A 20,719-nucleotide genomic window follows, 5' to 3' on the forward strand; every position below is an offset into this window, starting at 1 on the left:
ATGGAATACGATATAGTAATAATTGGCGCAGGTCCTGCAGGACTTGGAGCAGCAGTTGAAGCGTATGAAAAAGGAGTAAAAAATATTTTGATAATCGAAAGGGATAGCTATCCCGGAGGAATACTTCAGCAGTGCATACACAATGGATTTGGGCTTATCGAGTTTAAAGAGGAATTATCCGGGCCAGAATACGCAGAAAGATTTATAGAGAAAGTAAGAAAATACGGGATAAATATGATGCTTAATACAATGGTATTAAACATATCAAGCGATAAAGTAGTTAAAGCAGTAAACCAAGAAAATGGCGTCATGGAGATCAAAGCGAAAGCGATAATACTTGCGATGGGATGTAGAGAGAGGCCAAGAGGAGCAATAAGCATACCTGGCACAAGACCTGCAGGGATATTTACGGCTGGGACGGCACAAAGATATGTAAATATGGAAGGATACATGCCTGGCAAAGAGATCGTAATATTGGGTTCTGGTGATATTGGACTTATAATGGCCAGAAGATTTACGCTTGAAGGTGCCACAGTAAAAGCTGTTGTTGAACTTATGCCTTATTCCAGTGGACTTACCAGAAACATTGTTCAGTGTTTAGATGACTTTGGCATACCGCTTCTCTTAAGCCATACCGTTATAGAAATACGGGGTAAAGAAAGAGTTGAAGGTGTGACGATAGCGCAAGTAGATGAAAACAAAAGGCCAATATTAGATACAGCCCAATATATAAGCTGTGATACTTTGATATTGTCTGTAGGCTTAATCCCTGAGAATGAACTGTCAAAAAGCGCAGGCATAATCTTAGATCCTGTGACTGGTGGACCGATTGTGAATGAAAGCATGGAGACGAATGTGGAAGGAATATTTGCCTGTGGCAATGTCTTACAGGTGCACGATCTTGTGGATAATGTGACAAAAGAAGCAAGGCTGGCGGCTGATTCTGCAGTAAAGTATATTAATAAGATATTAGCAAAAGAAGGTCGATTCATTAACGCGAGAGCTGGTTCAGGCATTAGATATGTGGTGCCACAAATAGTAAATTTTGAAAATATAGATGACAAAGTAAAGTTTCACATGAGGCCTACGGATGTATACAAAGATGCTTATATCACCGTGAGATCAGGTGACAGACAGATAATCAGGAGAAAAATTAAGAGGCTGACACCGGGAGAGATGGTTTTAATAGATGTGCCAAAGGAAAAATTTTTAAGTGATGACTTATCTCCTGTAAGTGAAATAACATTTGAAGTAGAGGTGGTATAAGATGGTGAAAAAAGAATTAACATGTATTGTCTGCCCTAATTGTTGTCGCTTGGTTGTGGAAATTGAAGAAAATAAAATCGTAAATGTCAGTGGATACGAATGCAAAAGAGGCTTAAAGTACGCTGAAGATGAGATAATTGCTCCTAAAAGGACTTTGACTACGATAGTAAAAGCTGAAATGGGGCATCTTCCAGTAGTTTCTGTAAGGACTAAAGAGCCAATTCCAAAAGAGCTTATTGGCAAAGCTGTGCTGGAGCTATCTAAAATTACCTTAAAGCCGCCTATTAATGTAGGAGATGTTGTTGTCAAAAACATATTGGATACTGGTGTGGATGTTATTGCAACGCGAAATCTCTACAGCAAGTAAGTGATTGGTGGCTTGTCAATAATGACATATTTTAATAAAATTATACCATACATATCTGCTTGGTTTATATTCTAATTTTTATAACATTTTATGGTGTAATATAATAGTTGTGATTCCACTGCAAAAAGTCAAAAAATATAGAATTTAGAACATATAACATGACTTTTGTAGAAAAAAAGGATAACAGAAACCCCATAAGCCTTTTAAAATGAAGGCTTTCGGGCTTTCTGTTTTTGTCAATAAGTTGCAGTGGAAATGTCATTTTTTCACTTCTCCTAAAATTTTTTTAATCTCTTCTAATGTCATAATCTTTTTCCCAAAATCAATACTTAATTCTTTACCTATATCTTCAAGAACATCATTATTAAAATTAAATAGATAATAATTTTCTTGTATGTAAATGCAGGATGCTTTTGTTAGACTTTCAAGTATAGCTGAAACAGAATATTTTCCATTTAATCTATATTCAAGTATTCTTACAATTACAAGTAATATAAAGCATATTAAAAAATAAGCATCAATATGAGCTCTCAGTGTAAATACACTGATCTGCTTTCAATAATTGCTTTTAGTTATCATGAAAGCTTTTTTTATTTTATAAAACAGTTAATAAATTAACAAAGTGTTTTTTATGAGCATAACTTAATTTTAAAGTTTAAAATATACAAATAATCAATATTTTATATTATTATTTTATTTACAAAGAAGTTATGAATTTCTATATAAAAATGAAGAGACCAGCTAGTAAAAATCAATAGGTTTTAGAAAGAAATTTAAAATTTTTTTATGTTGTAAAAAAGGGTATAGCAAACAAACCCAATTAAGAGCCAAACTTTGAAAATTTAATATGGTTAATAGCTATTTCCAAGTATAGTGCAAGACTTTAAGCAGCTTTATGAATGTTTTGATATTGTAGTTTGTGTTCATCAGGTGTCTTTAATACAAAAGGCTTATTATCTCTTAGAACAGCAAATACAATATCTGAAATCTTGTGCATAATTGCTCCAAGAGCTACTTTTTTAGGTTTCGATTCCTTCTTTTTCTGGTAATAATCATAAAGTACAGGATTTATTGCTGTGCCATTTCTTTTAACCCTTACAGAAGCTAAAGCAATGACATAGAGAACACGCCTGGCAATTTTAGAACCTCTTTTGGACATTTTATTGTCAGTACCTTTAAAATGGCCAGATTCATTAACAGAAGGATCCACACCAAAATATGCAAAAAGCTGCTTAGGCTTTCTAAATGCTGAAAAATCGCCTATTTCACACATAAGAGTAACCGCTGATAGAAAACCAACACCAGGTATAGAATCGAGGTAATAAATTTGCTGTACAAATTTCTCAGACTTATTTTCATCCACAAAAGCCTTGATTTTAGATAATATTAGATTAATCTTTTTATCAAATTCTTCTATGAAATAAATATACACTTTTAGTACGTCATAGACAGAAGGTAAATTATACCTGAAATTCAAAGCATTTTTAGCAGCTTTAAACAACTTATCATACTTAGCTTTAGCATAATTCAAGCCTTTTCTGGATGACGTTGAAATAAGCTTAACTATTTCATCAGTTTGAGCATTAATGACATCTTCTGGTGTTGGAAATCTTTTTAACAGAGAGATAGCTGCAATTCCAGTAACATCAGAGAAAACATTGCAAAAACCAGGGAAAACAATATGCAATTGAGCTTTAAGCTTATTCACATAAGAAGTATGATTATCGACAAGGCTATAGTACTCTCTGCATAAACATCTAAGATTTAAAATTAACTCAGCGGGCATAACAGAAACCTTAGTATCAGGCGAATAACCAGTAACAGCAATACGTTTTGCATCAAGTCTATCATTTTTCACTTTTCTTATACCAATATTTTTGTTAGAATTAGTAATGAGAGGATTAATAACAAAAACCTCAAATCCTAATTCTTTTAGGTGGCAGAAGAGTGGGAAATGGTAGATTCCCGTAGACTCCAGAAATATCTTAGATTTCATGGAGAATTGCTCTTCTGCCTTTTTAATTGACAGAGCAGCATTTTTAAGGGAATCAGCATTATCGTGATCAACCTTAAATGGCTTTTTAAACTCCCTTCCATCAGGTGTCAAGATGCAAAACCAGCTAAAATCAGCAGCGACATCAATACCGACACTAATATAATTAGGCAAAAAACTCATAAAATAACAACTCCTTTAAGTAAAAGTGAATAAGAATATCCATTCTATTTAGTGAGTAAACAACCTAGCATGTGACGCGGGTATCCCGAAAAGCCGGTCCCAACCAGCCAAAACATAAATCCTCACTAAATGGAATAATTAGCTATTTCACGGGTATAGACCGTAAGGATGATCTCCCAGGAGGTGATACATTTATCCTCTATTCAGAGAAGATTGTACACAAAGTTAAAGCTTAAGTCTATACCGGCTTAAAGGACATCCCAAATTATTTATTTAAAAGCGTCTTAAATGACTTTTAAGATGTGACATATAAAGTCATTTAAGACAAGATATGCATAATATGGGAGTTGGGCATTAGAATAAACCCGAACATAGAAAGGTCATATTAAATTATTGTTCGGTGTATTAACTCCCGATTTGATATAAATCATGTAACTTTGTTACAAATATATTATACTAGGAGGTAATCGAATGAATTATTATGAAGAAAGTTTAAGAATTCATGAGAGCAATGTAGGTAAATTAAATGTAATATCAAAAGTAAAGGTAGTGACAAGAGATGATTTAAGTCTTGTTTACACTCCTGGAGTTGCAGAGCCTTGCAAAAAAATTTATGAAAACGAAGAAAATGTATACAAATACACCTCGAAAGGACACATGGTAGCTGTAGTTACAGATGGTTCGGCTGTGTTAGGACTAGGGAATATAGGACCCAAAACTGCATTGCCTGTTATGGAAGGGAAATCTATTTTATTTAAAGAATTTGCAGGTATAGATGCATTTCCTATATGTTTAGATACTCAAAATGTTGATGAAATTGTTAAAGCTGTTAAACTTATAGCTCCAGGTTTTGGCGGGATTAATCTAGAAGATATTGGAGCTCCAAGGTGCTTTGAAATTGAAGAAAAACTAAAAAAGGAACTTGATATACCTGTATTTCATGACGATCAACATGGAACTGCAATAGTTGTTCTTGCAGGAATTATAAATGCTTTAAAGGTTGTTAATAAAAAGATAGAAGATATAAAGGTTGTTGTAAATGGTGCAGGTGCTGCAGGAACTGCTATAGCTAAGTTATTGCTCACTTCAGGAGTAAAAAATTTAATTGTATGTGATAAATCTGGTATTCTTTATAGAGGAATTGAAAATGTAGATGATACAAAGAAAGAACTTGCGAAGATTACCAATCCAGATAATATTAAGGGAACTTTGATAGATGCATTAGTAGGTGCTGATGTATTTATAGGAGTTTCGGCACCTGGGATTGTAACTCAAAGTATGGTAAAAACAATGAATAAAAATGCTATATTATTTGCCATGGCAAACCCCGTACCAGAAATTATGCCAGATGAGGCAAAAGCAGCTGGAGCGAAAATAATAGGTACAGGACGATCAGATTTTCCAAACCAAATTAATAATGTATTAGCATTTCCAGGAATATTTAGAGGTGCTTTGGATGTTAGGGCTAGAGAAATCAATGAAGAAATGAAAATAGCTGCAGCTTACGCTATAGCTTCAATGATAAAAGATAAAGACTTAAATGAAAATAATGTAATTCCAAATGCATTAGACAGAAATGTTGCTGTTAATGTTGCCGAAGCAGTAAAAAAAGCGGCAAGAGAAACCAAAGTATCAAGAATATAAAGCTAAAATTATGCTACTTAATGATAACTTAATTAATAGTTTAATAAATTAAATGGAGGGGTAAAAATGCAGATCCCAATTAAGAAAGTGATTGATAAAATTCCAGGCGGCATGATGATTGTTCCACTTTTTTTGGGAGTGTTAGTTAATACATTTTTTCCACAATTCCTGAAAATTGGTGGTTTTACAACAGCATTATTCGGACCACAAGCAGCATCAACTATTTTGGCTTGTTTTATGTTTTTAATGTCTGTATAATGGGGTTAAATCCCTCAGCTTAAGCTGAAACCTTTAGGTCAATAAAATAAATAATCACTTCTAGTAAAAAATAAACTAGAGGTGATAAATATGCAAAATTATAGAAAGTCGTCACATGCAACGTATGATCTAAAATATCATATAGTATGGATAACAAAATACAGAAAACCGATATTAGTTGGGAAAATAGCAGAAAGAACAAGGGAACTAATAAGAATGGTATGCAAAAATAATGAAGTAGAAATATTATCAGGACATGTATCAAAAGATCATATACATATACTAGTGTCGGCACCACCACATTTGTCAGTAAGTAAGCTGGTGCAATATATAAAGGGATATAGTTCGAGAAAGTTGCTAATGGAGAATAAGGAGCTTAACAAACAATTTTGGGGACAACATTTATGGGCACGAGGATATTTTGCAGCAAGTAGTGGCAATGTAACAGATGAAGTGATTATTGAATATATACAAAATCAAGACATAGAAGAAAATCAAAAGAATGATAATTTTACTTTAGGCGAGTTTTAAGCTGCTTAAGCGGCATATCCAACCCACCTGCTAAAGCAGGTGGTGGTTGAGTTGGTTCACAAATTGATTTTAAATTAGCACCAAAAGCTCTGAAAAAAGGTGCAATATTAATAGCTGGAAAATTTATTTTAGGTGCTGGTATTGGTATATTTGTTGGAAAAGTTTTTGGATCAGCTGGAATATTAGGTTTATCACCGTTAGCTGTTATTGCAGCATTAACAAATTCAAATGGCGGATTATATGCATCACTTGCTTCAGAGTATGGAGATGAAACTGATGTAGGTGCTTATGCTTTATTCTCTTTAAAAGATGGCCCATTTTTCACATTAGTTGCACTAGGTGCATCGGGGCTTGCACAAATTCCTATTAAGTCACTTGCTGCAGTTATAATTCCAATATTGATAGGGATGATTTTAGGAAATATTGATCCAGATATGAAAGCTTTCCTTGGAAGCAGTAAATTACTATTAATTCCTTTTTTCTCATTCCCATTAGGAGCAGGAATGGATCTTAGGACTATTATAAAAGCTGGAGGACCTGGTATATTATTGGGCGTAATAGCTGTATTTACAGGAATAGGCCCTTATGTTCTTCTTAAATTATTTAAAGAAGAACCATTGGTTGGTTTAGCAACAGGGTCAACTGCGGGAAATGCTGTGGCTACACCATCTGTTGTTGAATCATTAGATCCAACATTTGCCGCAGTAGCAGCAAGCGCTACTGCGCAAGTTGCAGCGGCGTGTGTAATATCTGCTATGATTTGTCCATTTGTTGTTTCTTATGTTTTTAAGCTTAGAGATAATAAAATAAAAAAATTAAGCAGCAAAACTGTTACATAAAATTACAGAACTTAAATATATTTAAATTAAAATTAATAAAACAAATAAAAGCTTAATTTTTATATGCTAAAAAATATAATGCCTCATTTGTCTTGACAGATGGGGCATTGTGCTATAATATCAAAAAATAAGGAGAATTACATTAAAAGTACTTAAAAATATAAGACATTAATTCTTTTAAAATTTTAAAAGTATTTTAAATTGTAGCTTTTTGTTTTAATTACATGCAAATTTAAATTAGATTTGTATGTAATTAAATTGAGGGGATGCGCATGAAAAAAACAATGAAACTACAAACAAAGATTATACTATTGGTTGCCACAGTAGTATTTATTTCTATATCTATAATTATTTCATTTGTGGTCTCATGGGCTACTGAAAATATTGAAAATAAAGTTAAAACTAATATTATGAATGTAGCTGAGATGATAGCACATTCTAAAGAAATAATAGCAGAGTTAAAAAATAAAGATCCGAATCGGGAAATTGAACTTTACGTTAATATGCAGCTTAAATATTTAAAGCAGGTTGATTATATAATTGTAGCAGATAGTAATGGCATTAGGTATTCTCATCCCAATCCTAAGATGTTAGGTAAAAAATTTGTTGGAGGCGATCAGTATGGAGTAGAAAAAGGTGAAACATATATTTCTGAGGCTACAGGAACACTTGGAAAGGCACTTAGAGCCTTCGTTCCAATATATGATGATGAGAATAAAAAAGAAATAGGCTTTGTTGCTGTAGGTACACTTACCCGTAATATTGAGAAAGCAAAGCATACGGCTATCTTATACATAATTTTAATTGGTTTAGGTGGACTTGTGGCAGGTATAATAGGAGCGCTTTTATTGGCCAATAACATAAAGAATACTTTGATGGGACTTGAGCCTGATGAAATGACAAAGCTTTATAACGAAAGGATGATAATTCTTAACACTATCCATGAAGGATTAATAGCAGTTGATTATATAGGTAAAATTACTCTTATAAATGATTCGGCATTGAAAATATTACACTTTGAAGATAGAATTAATGAGAATGATATTATTGGGAAAAACATAAATGAGTTTATTCCTAATACGCGTTTTATAAATGTATTAGAAACAGGTAAACCTGTATTTGAAGAAGAACAGAGAATAAACAATATAATAATAATAACTAATATAGTTCCTTTAGTTAATAAAGGCAAGGTTATAGGAGCTATTGCTAGTTTTAGAGATAAAACAGAAGTAACTAAAATGGCAGAAGAGCTTACAGGTGCTAAAAATATGGCATGGTCTTTAAGAGCTCAAAATCATGAATTTATGAATAAACTTCATACCATTTCAGGGCTTATACAGTTAGGAGAATATGATAAAGTACTTGAATTTATTTCAGATATATCTAAAAGTAGAAATAATGTAAGCAATATTTTAACAGATAATATAAAAAATTCTTCTGTATCAGCCTTATTACTATCTAAATATATTAAAGCTGAAGAGTGTAGAGTTAAGCTAAAAATAGATGAAAATTCAAAACTTGTAAAATTACCAGAATACATGACGTCTGAAGAAATTGTATCAGTTTTGGGCAACTTAATAGAAAATTCTTTAGATGAAGTTAAAAATGATGGAACTGGGTTAATATATGTAAAAATAATTCAAAATGAAAAATTTTTAAATATAATAGTTAAGGATAATGGTGGCGGAATTCCGGTTGAATACAGAGAAAAAATATATGAACGAGGCTTTTCAACAAAGGATGGGCAGCGTGGTTATGGAATGTATATAGTAAAAAAAATAATTGATGATTTTAATGGAAAGATAAAACTTGATGTAGATAATGGAACTATTTGGAACATAACGATACCAATGACAAGGAGTGATAAATTTGATTGAAGTAATGATTGTTGAAGATGATCCTTTGGTTATGGAGATAAATTCTAAATTCTTAAAAAGAATAGAAGGATTTATTTTGTATAAAGCAGTTTCTAATCTTAATGATGCAAAAAAGTTTATATTGATTAAAAAACCAGACTTAATATTACTTGATGTATATCTTCCTAAAGAAAATGGGATTGATTTATTAAAATGGATAAGGAGACAAGAGTTAGATATAGATATTATTTTAATTACAGCTGATAAAACAATTGAAAGAGTCCAAGAAGCTTTTAGGTACGGAGTAGTGGATTATCTTATAAAGCCTTTTAGTTTTGAAAGATTTAAAGAATCACTCATTCAATTTAAAGATAGGTATAATCAATTTAATGAAAACAATATAATTGAGCAAGAGGAATTAGATAAATTTATATCTAGTTCTACTACTTATCAAAGTGATTTTCCTAAAGGGCTGAATAAATATACATATAGGGCTATATTAAATGAAATAGAAAAAAGTAATTACAGAGATTTTACAGTAGAGATTTTGGCAGAAAAATTAGGCATAGCAAAAACAACGATCAGGAGATATCTTGAATACATGCAAAAAGAAAATAAAGTAGAAAAGTTTATAGAATACGGTAAAGTTGGTAGACCTCAATATAAATATTATAAACTATAATGATACCAGGAAGATAGACAGATAAAAAAAGCAGTGCACTGCGTGATAAGGTAAGAAAAACGCCAACATGTCGAGAAAGACATGATAACTAGCTCATCGAATTCAGATGTGGAATTCCTGTGCCATACAGAGCTAACGCTGATGAGGTATATCAAAACCGGAGCATTGTGTGTTGAGACTCCTGCTGGCAATGGTGTGTCGCTACATGCTATTGTCAGAAGTCAGGTAAAGTCGTAACCTGAAAACCTAAACCTTGCACTACGCAAGACATGGATAATAATGGTGCAGACATCCGTGACCCATGGAGATGAGAGAAAGGTATACCTGAAGCTCCGTCATCTTACGCCGCAAAAATGTGGAAACAAGGGAAGCCTTGCAATATGCCGTCTATTCATATTGTAAGTACAAGTCTAAAATGACTTAAAATAGCCAATGTATAACTGTAGCTCAAACATTGGTGTGAACTTCCCGGAGTATAGTACCCTACTAAAGATCACGAATAAGGATAGATGAGCTGGAATGCAGGAGAGCCTACATGCGGAATGTGGCGACATGATGAAACATGTAGGAAGTCGGAGGTGTCATAGTAGTAATGATGTATCATAACAAAAATCATACTGAACGAAGGACGCCAGACGATTAGTTCTTGCAGATAATTCTCGTCGAAATCTTGAAAGTTCTCGGAATATAGGTTGCCTTATGTATATAAACAGCAAGCTTGCAAGTGAACGACAACTAGACAAAAAGCCAAAGTTAATGAATTTAGAGAATTATTGCAAGCAAGCAATAGCAGTGGTGATAAAGTTTGACTCCGTAATGGTGACTAATTGTTAGAAAGCTGTATGAGGCGAAAGTCTCATGTACGGTTTGAAGTGGGGGAAAAAGGCAGAGATAGCATCAAAACCTTACCAAACATTACTATGCATGATGGCGAAAGCTGTCATGCCTTTTTTGTGCTTTATCTAAAAAAGGTAATTAACTTGCTATAATGTTAAAAAATTATAAAAAGGTGTTTATTATAACAGGAAAAAATGGTACTATATGAATATAAATCAAAGAGAGGAATGAGTTTATAAATGTTTTTAAAGTTGCAAATAAAAAAAGCTAAAAATAAAAAAATTGGATATCAATTAATTTCTGCTGGTTTTTTGTTGATGCTTGTTATAATGTTTTTAAACAGAAATATTATAATTGGAGATTCTGTAAGAGGATTTTTTGAAGGTGTCTCTACTGGTTTAGAAATTCTGGGGGTTTTAATTATAGTCAAATTTGCTAACCAACAAAACTAACGTGAAAAGGCGTGTTAACAGGCATGATGGCGAAAGCTGTCGTGCCTGTTTTACTAGTATGTTGAATTTTTATAAATTTTTTTTATGAATAGTAGAAGGAATTTTCCGATTTATGTCGAATAAGCTTTATAAGGTATTAATATCCAAAGATATTTATGCTGATGTTTCGGCACACGTAAATATTTTTGGTGGTTACATAGGATTAAAAGCGGAGGTAGTAGTTTTAATATTATTTACGTCCGTAAAGTAGCTTTTTGCTTTTTTATAAGGAACTTAAGAAGTTAAAAAAACCGACATTATATTTTATTTTAAAGGGGGATGAGTAATATTGCGGTAAATAATAAGAAGATTATATTGGAGTTAGATGATATATATTATAATATTGATGATTTGCTTGAAGCATTAATTAAACATTATAAAAACAAAGGAGTAAAATGCGAAAAATTGTATAATGATAAAGTAGGCAATCCTGTGTTATTAGTGGACTCAAAAAAATATGTAGTCAGCGTGAAAAATGTAGGACCTAATTTAGTACAATATACGTTGCCTCCAGGAACGGTATGGCCGACGTTTATATCTGTACAGCAAATAATATTAAAACACGACATTTGAAAATCAAGTTGCGACAAAACAATTTCAAGTTTTCTCTCTGCCTGAAATTTTATTAATTCATCGAAGGAAAATAAACATTCTTGTCGAATATACATAAGTATTTTCACCTCTTTTGTTAGAATTGAGTTACTTATATATTTGACATTTGGGGTAAACCTCCTTTTTTGTATCTTAAAAAAGCCTGGAATATCAACCTATTTAATATATGAAATTTACTCGATATTAAATATTATAAAATTAAAAATATAACTTATATGTATGAACAATTATAAGATTATAATTATACTAGAAAACAAACAAAAAGCGAAAATAGTCATTTAAAGATATTGCAGGAAAAAAACTTAATGAAATTGCTGATGAATATGTGTTTAGCTGATAGAAAACATAATTTGACGATTTACACAAAATTATCCAATTGAATTTTTAGAGAGTTGCCTTGATAAATTTTGATAAAATTATGAGGAGTATTATTTATGGAAAATATTTTATTAGCAATAGTTTTAAAAAAATATAGTTAGAAATAAAACGTCTAAAATCATTGAATTTATTAAGCAAAAAACATAAATATTACCGAACTGCAGTACAAAGAATTGACAGAAATAATTAATAGTTATTTAAGATCAAAGAAAATAAACGCAGAAGAACTCGAAAAAGGATATGAAAAGACTATACAATTTTTAAATATGTGTCTAAAATTAAATATGAGGGAATTGCGTAATTCAAAAATCAAAATTAAGTCATTAATATATAGTGATATAGACACAAACAATAATATATTGACATCTTTTAATAATAAAGTCAATTGTACAATTTACTCAAATGAGGAAATTGCACAATTAAGCTTTAATTTTTGAAGCTAAAAAAGGCAATAGCAAAGCTAAGCATATCAAAGCCTGTGGATAACTTATGACCTTTGAAAATTTAATACAAAAATAGTTTATAAATAATTTTTGTCTGTTTCTATATGCTTGTTTAAGCATAGGCAGTTTATTAAGCTACTTTTGGCAATGATTTATTAACATTAACAGCAATAGTACCTGCAACAAGTGTAATACAGTTTAATAAAGCAAAGGTTTTAGCTTTCTTAATACCTGCTGAGCGTATATTGTCAGTATTTAAATATTCTTTCAACCTGCTGTTACATCTCTCAATATAAGTTCTAAGGTTATATATTTCCTGCCACTCATCAGAACTTCTTATTGGAAAGCTAAAATACCTCTTGTTTTTCTTGTAATTGATTTTAAGGCAATACCCATAGTTTGAACTGCTGCACCAAGAAGAACCATGAGGACAATCTACTTTTCCTAATACATGTGGGCATCTGAATTTTAGATAATCACCGTCTTTGCCCCAATACACAAGTTCATATCCCATAGAACAAATTGGATGAAGTCTTTCGTTTAATCCTTCTGGTGGAGCGAAACTTCCTCTTTTATTGTAGGCTATGATTGGTTGTGCATGAAACTCATTCATAATATAATCGTAATTCTCTTTTATATCATAGCCCGAATCCATAATACAGTGTTTTACATTAAAGGTATTGCCGTAGAACTCTTTTAGCTTCTTTAATAAAGGTATTGCTAAAATACTATCATTTACACTTGCAGGAGTAATTTCTATGGCAAGTGGAAGTTCACTTTTACAGTCAGCTAATATATGTAGCTTCCATCCAAACCATTTTATATCATTGCCATCAGTATCTTTTTTCTTTCCCCAGTTAGGAGATTTACCATCATCTTTTAGCTTAGATTTAGGTTTTGGCTTTTCAAAAGAGTTCAATTTAGTTGAATCAATAGCTATATTAGTACCATCAATTATGTTGAGGCTTTTAGCCTAAAGTATTAATTGCTTAAAGTCTTCCTCCAGTGCCTCTGATTTTGATATCAGGTTTAAAAACCTGCTAAAGGTTGATGTAGATGGTACAGGACCCAATACATTGAAACCACAGTTATATCTAAATATAGGATCTGATTTTAGTCTATCTACAAGTTTTGCTATAGTAGGAATTTTCTCAAGTTGCATAGCAATCAAGGCATAAAGTAAAGGCAGTGGATCATATCCTTTAGGGCCTCTTTTATATTCGGGCCTTGATAGTGAAAGCACGACATTTGAGAAATCAAGCTGCGACAAAACCATTTCAAGTTTTGTCTCTGGTTGAAATATTATTAATTCGTCGAAGGAAAATAAACATTCTTGTCGAATATACATAAGTAGGTTCACCTCTTTTGTTAGAATTTTGTTGCTACTTATATATGTGAACTTCCTTTTTTGTCTCTCACAAAGTTAGGAATATCAAGCTATTTAAAATATGAAATTTGCTCAAGTATCATTAGACGTATGGATAGCAATATGGGATATGAAGAATTTCTCATAGAATTAATGAAAAAAGAAGTAGCTTCCAGGCAAGAAAATCAGCAAAAGCGCCGCATACACAAAGCGGGATTTCCCTACCTGAAAACCCTTGACGAATTTGATTATACCAGACTCAAATACGTTGAACAAGCCTTTATATGGGAACTTGCCACATGTGAATTTATATCCAAACGGCAGAATGTCATCATGATAGGAAACACTGGTACAGGCAAAACTCATATTTCAATAGGCTTAGGGTTAAAGGCCTGTAAAGAGGGATATAACGTAAAGTTCTATACTGTTGCCAATCTTGTCACAGAACTTACAGAAGCGCAAGAGTACAAAAAGCTTTTGAAACTTGAAAAACAGTTAGAAAAAGTGGACCTATTGATTCTAGATGAACTATCATATCTATGCTTTAATAGGAACCAAGCTGATTTATTATTTAGGATAATTTCGGACCGTAGTGAAAAAGGAAGTGTAATAGTATCTACGAACCTTGAATTTTCGAGATGGACAGAAATGTTTGATAATACTACTATGGTAGCAGCATTAGTAGATCGTCTAACTTTCCGTTCACATGTATTAAATATGAATGGAGAATCTTTCAGGCGTGATAATTCGCAAATAGAATAGATTATTATCCGCGTAGATGGTCACTTTGCAAATGGTTTTATTAACTATATGTAAATAAGAGCAAATATTTTTAAAAATCAACATATCAACCATAGGAAAAGCATTTATATTATGGCTCAAAAATTCATTAGCACATGGATCACTTTTTCAATAGCAGAAGTGGTTCAAAATTTCATTAGCATGTGGCTCAAATTTCTATTGACATTCACAGCCAAGGTGTTTGGAATATAGAGTATGCATGGAGAGCTATAAGGCGAGAGGTTATCCGCATTATGTTTGAATTATCCCAAACTAGCAAAAAACCAATATCTGTGATTTTTGATGATACTATTGCTGAGAAAACAAAGCCTTCGTTACAGGCTAAACATTCTATTTAGGCAACAGGATTCCATCAATCGCATTTAAAAGGGAAACAAGTTTGGGGACATCAGCTTCTTACCATGATGCTATCCTGCGGCAAAGTAGTATTGCCTTACTGTATTGAACGCTACGAAAAAGGTGGCAAAAGCAAAATCGAAAGAATATGTGAAATGGTATCCATGCTTCCAGTATCTAAAGGAGCAGTATATGGTTTATCTGATTCATGGTACATAAACAAAAAAGTAATAGAAGCACATTTTGAAAGGGGATACCATCTCATAGGAGCACTAAAGACTAACAGAATTATCTATCCACAAGGCATCAGGATACAGATAAAAGACTTTGCCCAATATATTGAAAAGAACGAAGTTTGCCTCGTTACAGTAAACGGTTCTATATACTGGGTATATCGTTATGAAGGAGCCTTAAATGACATAGATAATGCTATAGTAGTATTGTGCTGGTCTGAAGAAAGCTTTTAAAAATGAAAATGCTCTACATGCATTTATCTGTACTGATACTGAATTAGATACCAAGACAATTCTAAATTATTACAGTCAGAGATGGCCTATAGAAATATTCTTTAGGCAGACAAAGAATAATCTTGGACTAAATACGTATCAAGTACGCTCAACAAAATCAATAGACAGATTATTATGGCTTATATCATTAACATACCTGTATTGTACGACTTCAGGCGATGAATATTGCAAATTTGGGCAAGGAATAAAAATGGTTCGAAAAGAGGTACAAAGACAGCGTATTAAATGGATATATGAACGAGCTAATAGCAATGTGTCTATCGATGAAATTTTAGAGCAACTACGGTTAACATAGGTGTAGTGTATCTACTCTATGGTAATATTTGTTATCAATTTTTCTCATCTATAGATTAAAAGAGAAATATGAGCGGATAGAACAACTTCTAGCAGCAGGAAAGTGCAAAACAGCAATCTGTCAAAGCATAAATATGGATATGCGAGCTTAAGATAGGCTGATATCAATGACGCCTGAAGAAAGAGAATCTTCATTTCAAACAAAGATGATGACCGTGTACGAAGAGAAAGTGAAACAAAAAATGGAACGTGTGAATGAAGTGCGCGAGTTAAAGAAAATAGGTTGCAGCAATGATGAGATATCCAGACGTACTGGACTTAACAGATCAACAATTAGGAGATATCTTGATGAAAACTTTAATCCAGTCCATGCTTCCTATGGCAAAAAGAAAAACGGGAAACTAACACCATACATAAAAGAGATTGATGAATGTCTTGAGAAAGGGGTTATGGGTTCTGATATTGAAAAAAAGATACGTGGGATGGGATATGATGGTTCATCATCAACTATGCGGCAGTACATAACAGATTGGAAAAGGGGTAGAAAATTATATTACGATAGAAGTAGAGAAGATGGAAGAAAAACGGAAACAATTGAAAGAAAAAATATTTTTAAGCTATTATAACATTCAATAGAAAATGTGAGTTCAATCAGCGGGAACAATTTGAAAGGATATGCAATGAATATCCTTGTTTTGGAAAGATACATAACATAATATGGGAATTTAAAGGGATTCTAACTGGTAAAAATGTTGACGCACTGGATAAATGGATGGAGAAAGCAAAAAAGCTAGGTATACCGGAAATAGACAGTTTTATATGTGGACTTGAACGGGATTTGGATGCCGTGAGGAATGCGATAAAATATGAATATAGCAATGGGCTTGCAGAAGGGAGTATTAATAAACTGAAGGTAATAAAACGAGTTATGTATGGGCGAAGCAGTTTTGAAACATTAAGAATCAAAACTCTCCGGCTTGAAAAAATGCGATTGCTCAACTAACTCTGGAAAGAACCAAATTTCTATTGACATTCGCAATTTTAAATGTCATGATGTTCATTATTGAATTATACTCAAGGCTTAAGAAGCGATTTAAATCCATATGATACATTAAGTAATGGAGGAAGAGTTTATGCTTTTATATCTCATCAAAGAATATTTAAAAGATAAATTATTTTTTGCAATATTACTAATAAATATTATATACATTTTTATTAACCTGCTTAACTATATATGGGCTTTAATTAAATATCAGATGTTAGAAATTGAGTTAAAAAAAATTAGAGAAAAAAATATTACAAATAATATATATATTGATTTTATTGCGTTGGTATACAAGTTTTTTAATTTTATTTATATCTTTTTGTCGAGACTAATAAAAAAAAGTAAAATTAGATTTAATATAGACTTAATATATTCTATTATATCTACAATAATAATTTTTTTAATGTCAATAAAGGTATTATATGGATTTGTATATCTATTTATAAGAATTATTCTTATTAAAATCACTTTAGTTAAAGATGCCTATGCTTATTTTACTTTAACTATAGTTTTAACTATCGTAGCATATTTCCCTGATAAAGTTGGTTTGTGGCTACAAGATAGTTTGTATAAATTTGTTATAAAATTTTTTAAGAAAAAAACACATGTATTAGAAGAAAGTTTATACACTTCAAAAAGTATTATTCTGTTTTTAAGACCAAAATTGTGGGTATATCTTATTTCTATTTTTATTACTGTAATAAATTCATTCGAGCTAATATCTAATACAACAATCTTTATAAATAATTTATGGATACAAATAAAACCAATTATTTCTGAATCAGTAATTTCATTTATAGTCATTGATAGATTTATAAATTTATTTAAGAATGAATATAAAAAAATAAAAGAAGAAGCCCCAAAATTAACAAATCATCAATAGAAAAACGTAATTGATACTTTCAGGACAACCCAACATAAGGAACAAACTAGTCTTGAATGTAAATAGTGCATTAAGGCAAAGAATTGCAATAAAGTATGTGATGCAAGGACTAAAAAAAGAAGAAATTCAAGGCGACATAAAAACAAGAATGAAAATAGCCGGTGTGGTGGATGATCTATTACACCATCGGCATATGTATAATGATACCAGAAAACTAGACAGACAAAAAGTCAAAAATAAGTTAGAATATAGTTATGAATAAGAGAAGAAATTTTACACCAGAACAAAAAGCAAAAATTGTATTAGAGGCATTACGAGAAGAAAAAACGCTTAATGAAATCGCCGCTGAATATGAAATACATCCGAATATGATTAGCCGCTGGAAAGCAGAATTTATCAATAATGCAGCAAAGGTGTTTAGCAAAGAAACCGACGAGTTAGAAAAGGTCAAAAAATCATATGGAAAGGAGAAGGAGGAATTATTGAAACAAATAGGGCAGCTCTCTTATGAGAATGCCTGGCTTAAAAAAAACTTACCAATTCTAAATCTCGTGAGGAACGCATGAAAATGATTGATAGGGAGAATATTTGTGGATCTTTCGATATCTGAACAATTAATGCATAATACTGTTAGGATAGAAATACTCGATCAAAGTGGTACATTACAAAGTACAGGTACAGGGTTCTTTTTTCTATTTAATATAAAGAAAATAATGTTCCCGTTTTAGTAACAAATAAGCATGTTATTAAAGATGCTAAAAAAGGAAGACTTGTATTTACAACATCAAGCAATGAAAATAAACCTAAATATGGGGAAAAATTTAATTATATTATAGATGAATTTGAGAAGTCATTTATTTTACATCCGGATAGTAATGTTGATCTTTGTATTATGCCTATGCTACCAATTTTGGAGGATGCACGAATAAGATATAATAAAAGATTATTTACTATTTCAATGAACGAATCAAATATACCTTCATTAGAGCAAGTTAATAGTCTTTCTACATTAGAAGATATTATTATGATTGGTTATCCAAATGGATTATGGGATGAAACAAATAATCTACCAATAATTAGAAGAGGAGTAACAGCTATTCATCCTAAATTTGATTACAATAATAGAACTGATATAGTTGTAGATATTGCTTGTTTTCCAGGTTCAAGCGGTTCTCCAGTATGTATATTTAATCAAGGTGCATATGCTAATGGTGATGGAATTACTATAGGAAATAGACTTTTATTATTAGGAATTCTTTATGCTGGACCGCGACAATCTATAACAGGTGAAATACAAACAATTTCTATTCCAACATCAGTAGTTCCTATAGCACGGATGAATGTCATGATAAATATTGGATACGCAATTAAAAGCAGAAGGTTGTTAGATTTTAAACCTATTTTAGAAGCTATAATAGATAAGAAAATATAATAATACCATAAAACTATACAGACAGCAAAAATAAGGAAAATACATTATAACATTAAACACCGCCTGCAAGACGCAGGTATTTTTTATATCCAAACAAAAAATTCTAAAAATTTCATCCAAACAAGAAGGATTTTAAGGCAATATGGCGAATTAAGTATTTAATATTAACAATTCAGTAAAAGAAAGGATTTGATATTGTGACATATGCCATTGCTATATTGCTCGTTTTAAATATATTTCTTACAATAATTTTGCTTATAGAATCTAAAAAAGACAATTTCAGTACAACACTAAAAACCGAAATGGCGCAAAACAGAAAAGAACTTATGGATAATTTAAGTCAAAGCAGAAAAGAAATGATGGTAGAATATAAATAGTACAAGTTGAATTGAGAAAGTTCCGCATAAATATTACAATAAATATAGAAAGAATGGGGGAACTTCTCATGGCAAAACAACATGATCAACAATTTAAGGAGGAAGCTGTCAAGTATTACCTTGACCATAAGGATCTAGGGCTTCGAGGGTGTGCAGAAAACCTTGGTATAGGGTATAGCACTCTTAGCAAGTGGGTTAGGGATTATAGCACCAATAACGGAACGATCCCAACTCGTGGTTCTGGCAACTACGCTTCTGACGTAGAAAAAGAAAATGCTAGACTACGGAGAGAATTACGCGATGCAAAGGATGCACTTGATGTACTAAAAAAAGCCATCAGCATTCTGGGAAAATGACAGAGGCGATTTATCTTGAAGTCTATCGCAAGTGTGAAGCTTCCAAATGGAAACGCCGCGTTTCTGTCAGCGGAATGCTGCGTCATTTAGGCGTTTCCAGATCCGGTTATAACTCTTGGTTAAAGCGCAAACCATCAAAACAGCAGTTAAGGAAAGAGTCTGTCCAGGACAAAATTCGTGAAATCCATGCAAAGTCTCATGATATTTACGGAGCTCCTAAAATTACAAAGGAACTACATAAAGCTGGAGAGGTCATCTCAGAAAGAACTGTAGGCAAATATATGAAAGAAATAGGCTTAAAAGCAAGGTATATCAAGCCTTATACAGTTACAACACGTAACTCAGACTTAAGTAGTTCTCTTGAGAACATCTTACAGCAACAGTTCAATCCGGACTCTCCTAATGCAGTTTGGTGTACTGCTATAACATATATCTGGACTGTAGATGGATTTGTATACCTGACCAGTATCATGGATTTGTATTCACGGAAAATTATAGCGTGGACACTTTCCAAAACACTAGATGTATCATGTGTTTTAGATATCATAAATAAAGCAAAGGCAACTAGAAGGTTAACTAACCCACTAGTTATCCACAGTAATCGTGGAAGTCAGTATGTATCGAAGGAATACCGGAAAGCTGCATCAAAAATGACACTCAGTTACTCAAAAAAAGGGTGTCCTTGGGATAACGCCTGCATAGAGTCCTTTCATTCACTAATTAAACGTGAATGGCTAAATCAATATAAAATCAGAGATTATGATCATGCTAGAAAGCTAGTGTTTGAATATATTGAGACCTTTTATAACACTGTACGAACTCATAGCCATTGCGACTATAAATCGCCAGATCAGTATGAATGTCAATAGCGGATTAAAATTGACCCATTTTCAACGGTTTTAAATTGACCCACCATACGTTT

The 20,719-nt window shown here is 32.1% G+C and carries 20 protein-coding genes and 5 pseudogenes; 21 read left to right on the forward strand and 4 right to left on the reverse strand.

All coding sequences use genetic code 11. From position 1 onward, the window contains the following. Together GSH73_RS00320 and GSH73_RS00325 are read left to right on the forward strand one after the other, a co-directional pair. Positions 1–1,266, forward strand: coding sequence for an NAD(P)/FAD-dependent oxidoreductase (locus GSH73_RS00320; RefSeq protein WP_014757437.1), 1,266 nt, complete (start codon positions 1–3; stop codon positions 1,264–1,266). Position 1,267: 1 nt separating this feature from the next. Then, positions 1,268–1,633, forward strand: a complete 366-nt coding sequence (locus tag GSH73_RS00325) for a DUF1667 domain-containing protein (RefSeq protein ID WP_014757436.1) — start codon at positions 1,268–1,270, stop codon at positions 1,631–1,633. Positions 1,634–1,891: 258 nt separating this feature from the next. Here GSH73_RS00325 and GSH73_RS13810 read toward each other — a convergent pair. Both GSH73_RS13810 and GSH73_RS00330 read right to left on the reverse strand, forming a co-directional pair. Further along, positions 1,892–2,215: pseudogene (locus tag GSH73_RS13810) on the reverse strand (IS1634 family transposase); the annotation flags it as partial. A gap of 301 nt (positions 2,216–2,516) precedes the next feature. Next, the gene (locus tag GSH73_RS00330; RefSeq protein WP_014757434.1) at positions 2,517–3,809 is read right to left on the reverse strand and encodes an IS110 family RNA-guided transposase; all 1,293 of its coding nucleotides are present in this window, start codon (positions 3,807–3,809) and stop codon (positions 2,517–2,519) included. A gap of 471 nt (positions 3,810–4,280) precedes the next feature. On the opposite strand from GSH73_RS00330, the gene GSH73_RS00335 reads away from it, so the two are divergent. From GSH73_RS00335 to GSH73_RS00370, 8 genes are all read left to right on the forward strand, one after another. Further along, positions 4,281–5,453, forward strand: a complete 1,173-nt coding sequence (locus tag GSH73_RS00335) for an NAD(P)-dependent malic enzyme (protein WP_014757433.1) — start codon at positions 4,281–4,283, stop codon at positions 5,451–5,453. A 66-nt stretch (positions 5,454–5,519) separates the two neighbouring features. Beyond that, entirely contained in the window at positions 5,520–5,711 is a 192-nt protein-coding gene (locus GSH73_RS00340; RefSeq protein ID WP_014757432.1) for a 2-keto-3-deoxygluconate permease, read from the forward strand. A gap of 90 nt (positions 5,712–5,801) precedes the next feature. Beyond that, positions 5,802–6,242 (forward strand): IS200/IS605 family transposase, encoded by a 441-nt coding sequence (tnpA, locus tag GSH73_RS00345; RefSeq protein WP_014757073.1) that lies wholly within the window; start codon positions 5,802–5,804, stop codon positions 6,240–6,242. A 62-nt stretch (positions 6,243–6,304) separates the two neighbouring features. Next, entirely contained in the window at positions 6,305–7,081 is a 777-nt protein-coding gene (locus tag GSH73_RS00350; RefSeq protein WP_084214996.1) for a 2-keto-3-deoxygluconate permease, read from the forward strand. Between the two features lie 272 nt (positions 7,082–7,353). Continuing rightward, positions 7,354–8,958: an ATP-binding protein gene (locus tag GSH73_RS00355; RefSeq protein WP_014757430.1), complete on the forward strand. Its 1,605-nt coding sequence runs from the start codon at positions 7,354–7,356 to the stop codon at positions 8,956–8,958. Beyond that, positions 8,951–9,619: a response regulator gene (locus GSH73_RS00360; RefSeq protein WP_014757429.1), complete on the forward strand. Its 669-nt coding sequence runs from the start codon at positions 8,951–8,953 to the stop codon at positions 9,617–9,619. Before GSH73_RS00355 ends, GSH73_RS00360 begins: the two co-directional genes overlap by 8 nt. A gap of 1,076 nt (positions 9,620–10,695) precedes the next feature. After that, positions 10,696–10,908, forward strand: coding sequence for a hypothetical protein (locus GSH73_RS00365; RefSeq protein WP_014757428.1), 213 nt, complete (start codon positions 10,696–10,698; stop codon positions 10,906–10,908). 318 nt (positions 10,909–11,226) lie between these two features. After that, positions 11,227–11,520 (forward strand): hypothetical protein, encoded by a 294-nt coding sequence (locus tag GSH73_RS00370; RefSeq protein ID WP_014757426.1) that lies wholly within the window; start codon positions 11,227–11,229, stop codon positions 11,518–11,520. A gap of 990 nt (positions 11,521–12,510) precedes the next feature. On the opposite strand, the gene GSH73_RS00375 is transcribed toward GSH73_RS00370, so the two are convergent. Both GSH73_RS00375 and GSH73_RS13350 read right to left on the reverse strand, forming a co-directional pair. Next, a complete protein-coding gene (locus GSH73_RS00375; protein ID WP_201739048.1) occupies positions 12,511–13,338 on the reverse strand; it encodes a transposase in 828 nt (275 codons plus the stop codon). A gap of 15 nt (positions 13,339–13,353) precedes the next feature. Then, complete coding sequence (locus tag GSH73_RS13350; protein WP_051408285.1) at positions 13,354–13,728, reverse strand: IS1182 family transposase; 375 nt, start codon at positions 13,726–13,728, stop codon at positions 13,354–13,356. Between the two features lie 129 nt (positions 13,729–13,857). On the opposite strand from GSH73_RS13350, the gene istB reads away from it, so the two are divergent. The 11 genes and pseudogenes from istB (at position 13,858) to GSH73_RS00425 (ending at position 20,666) form a co-directional block, all read left to right on the forward strand. After that, positions 13,858–14,508, forward strand: coding sequence for an IS21-like element helper ATPase IstB (istB, locus tag GSH73_RS00380; RefSeq protein WP_236640050.1), 651 nt, complete (start codon positions 13,858–13,860; stop codon positions 14,506–14,508). A gap of 209 nt (positions 14,509–14,717) precedes the next feature. Then, positions 14,718–15,705 (forward strand): annotated as a pseudogene (locus GSH73_RS13815) (IS701 family transposase); the annotation flags it as partial. Between the two features lie 166 nt (positions 15,706–15,871). Then, on the forward strand, positions 15,872–16,330 hold the full coding sequence (locus GSH73_RS13355) for a hypothetical protein (protein ID WP_014757423.1): 459 nt from the start codon (positions 15,872–15,874) through the stop codon (positions 16,328–16,330). Further along, positions 16,327–16,707 carry a transposase gene (locus GSH73_RS13360; RefSeq protein WP_267889036.1) on the forward strand — a complete coding sequence of 127 codons (381 nt, stop codon included), beginning with the start codon at positions 16,327–16,329 and terminating at the stop codon, positions 16,705–16,707. The genes GSH73_RS13355 and GSH73_RS13360 overlap by 4 nt, the downstream gene beginning before the upstream one ends. 130 nt (positions 16,708–16,837) lie before the next feature. Beyond that, positions 16,838–17,632 (forward strand): hypothetical protein, encoded by a 795-nt coding sequence (locus tag GSH73_RS00395; RefSeq protein ID WP_014757421.1) that lies wholly within the window; start codon positions 16,838–16,840, stop codon positions 17,630–17,632. A 10-nt stretch (positions 17,633–17,642) separates the two neighbouring features. Next, positions 17,643–17,827: pseudogene (locus GSH73_RS13500) on the forward strand (ExeA family protein); the annotation flags it as partial. 59 nt (positions 17,828–17,886) lie between these two features. Next, positions 17,887–18,212, forward strand: a pseudogene (locus GSH73_RS00405) (transposase); the annotation flags it as partial. A 153-nt stretch (positions 18,213–18,365) separates the two neighbouring features. Further along, positions 18,366–19,064 (forward strand): annotated as a pseudogene (locus GSH73_RS00410) (S1 family peptidase); the annotation flags it as partial. A 197-nt stretch (positions 19,065–19,261) separates the two neighbouring features. Further along, complete coding sequence (locus GSH73_RS00415; protein WP_014757417.1) at positions 19,262–19,441, forward strand: hypothetical protein; 180 nt, start codon at positions 19,262–19,264, stop codon at positions 19,439–19,441. A gap of 68 nt (positions 19,442–19,509) precedes the next feature. Further along, the gene (locus tag GSH73_RS00420) at positions 19,510–19,797 is read left to right on the forward strand and encodes a transposase (RefSeq protein WP_014757416.1); all 288 of its coding nucleotides are present in this window, start codon (positions 19,510–19,512) and stop codon (positions 19,795–19,797) included. Further along, on the forward strand, positions 19,794–20,666 hold the full coding sequence (locus GSH73_RS00425) for an IS3 family transposase (protein ID WP_014757415.1): 873 nt from the start codon (positions 19,794–19,796) through the stop codon (positions 20,664–20,666). The genes GSH73_RS00420 and GSH73_RS00425 overlap by 4 nt, the downstream gene beginning before the upstream one ends. Positions 20,667–20,719: the final 53 nt, after the last annotated feature.

This window comes from Thermoanaerobacterium aotearoense (genome assembly GCF_009905255.1).
In the GTDB taxonomy this organism is placed as follows: Bacteria; Bacillota; Thermoanaerobacteria; order Thermoanaerobacterales; family Thermoanaerobacteraceae; genus Thermoanaerobacterium; species Thermoanaerobacterium aotearoense.

Excerpts from the sequence above, each read along its gene's own strand:
- GSH73_RS00320 (WP_014757437.1), top strand. The coding sequence starts at position 1 with ATGGAATACGATATAGTAATAATTGGCGCAGGTCCTGCAGGACTTGGA.
- GSH73_RS00325 (WP_014757436.1), top strand. The coding sequence starts at position 1,268 with ATGGTGAAAAAAGAATTAACATGTATTGTCTGCCCTAATTGTTGTCGC.
- GSH73_RS00330 (WP_014757434.1), bottom strand. The coding sequence starts at position 3,809 with ATGAGTTTTTTGCCTAATTATATTAGTGTCGGTATTGATGTCGCTGCT.
- GSH73_RS00335 (WP_014757433.1), top strand. The coding sequence starts at position 4,281 with ATGAATTATTATGAAGAAAGTTTAAGAATTCATGAGAGCAATGTAGGT.
- GSH73_RS00340 (WP_014757432.1), top strand. The coding sequence starts at position 5,520 with ATGCAGATCCCAATTAAGAAAGTGATTGATAAAATTCCAGGCGGCATG.
- tnpA (WP_014757073.1), top strand. The coding sequence starts at position 5,802 with ATGCAAAATTATAGAAAGTCGTCACATGCAACGTATGATCTAAAATAT.
- GSH73_RS00355 (WP_014757430.1), top strand. The coding sequence starts at position 7,354 with ATGAAAAAAACAATGAAACTACAAACAAAGATTATACTATTGGTTGCC.
- GSH73_RS00365 (WP_014757428.1), top strand. The coding sequence starts at position 10,696 with ATGTTTTTAAAGTTGCAAATAAAAAAAGCTAAAAATAAAAAAATTGGA.
- GSH73_RS00370 (WP_014757426.1), top strand. The coding sequence starts at position 11,227 with ATGAGTAATATTGCGGTAAATAATAAGAAGATTATATTGGAGTTAGAT.
- GSH73_RS13350 (WP_051408285.1), bottom strand. The coding sequence starts at position 13,728 with ATGTATATTCGACAAGAATGTTTATTTTCCTTCGACGAATTAATAATA.
- istB (WP_236640050.1), top strand. The coding sequence starts at position 13,858 with ATGGATAGCAATATGGGATATGAAGAATTTCTCATAGAATTAATGAAA.
- GSH73_RS13355 (WP_014757423.1), top strand. The coding sequence starts at position 15,872 with ATGACGCCTGAAGAAAGAGAATCTTCATTTCAAACAAAGATGATGACC.
- GSH73_RS00395 (WP_014757421.1), top strand. The coding sequence starts at position 16,838 with ATGCTTTTATATCTCATCAAAGAATATTTAAAAGATAAATTATTTTTT.
- GSH73_RS00420 (WP_014757416.1), top strand. The coding sequence starts at position 19,510 with ATGGCAAAACAACATGATCAACAATTTAAGGAGGAAGCTGTCAAGTAT.
- GSH73_RS00425 (WP_014757415.1), top strand. The coding sequence starts at position 19,794 with ATGACAGAGGCGATTTATCTTGAAGTCTATCGCAAGTGTGAAGCTTCC.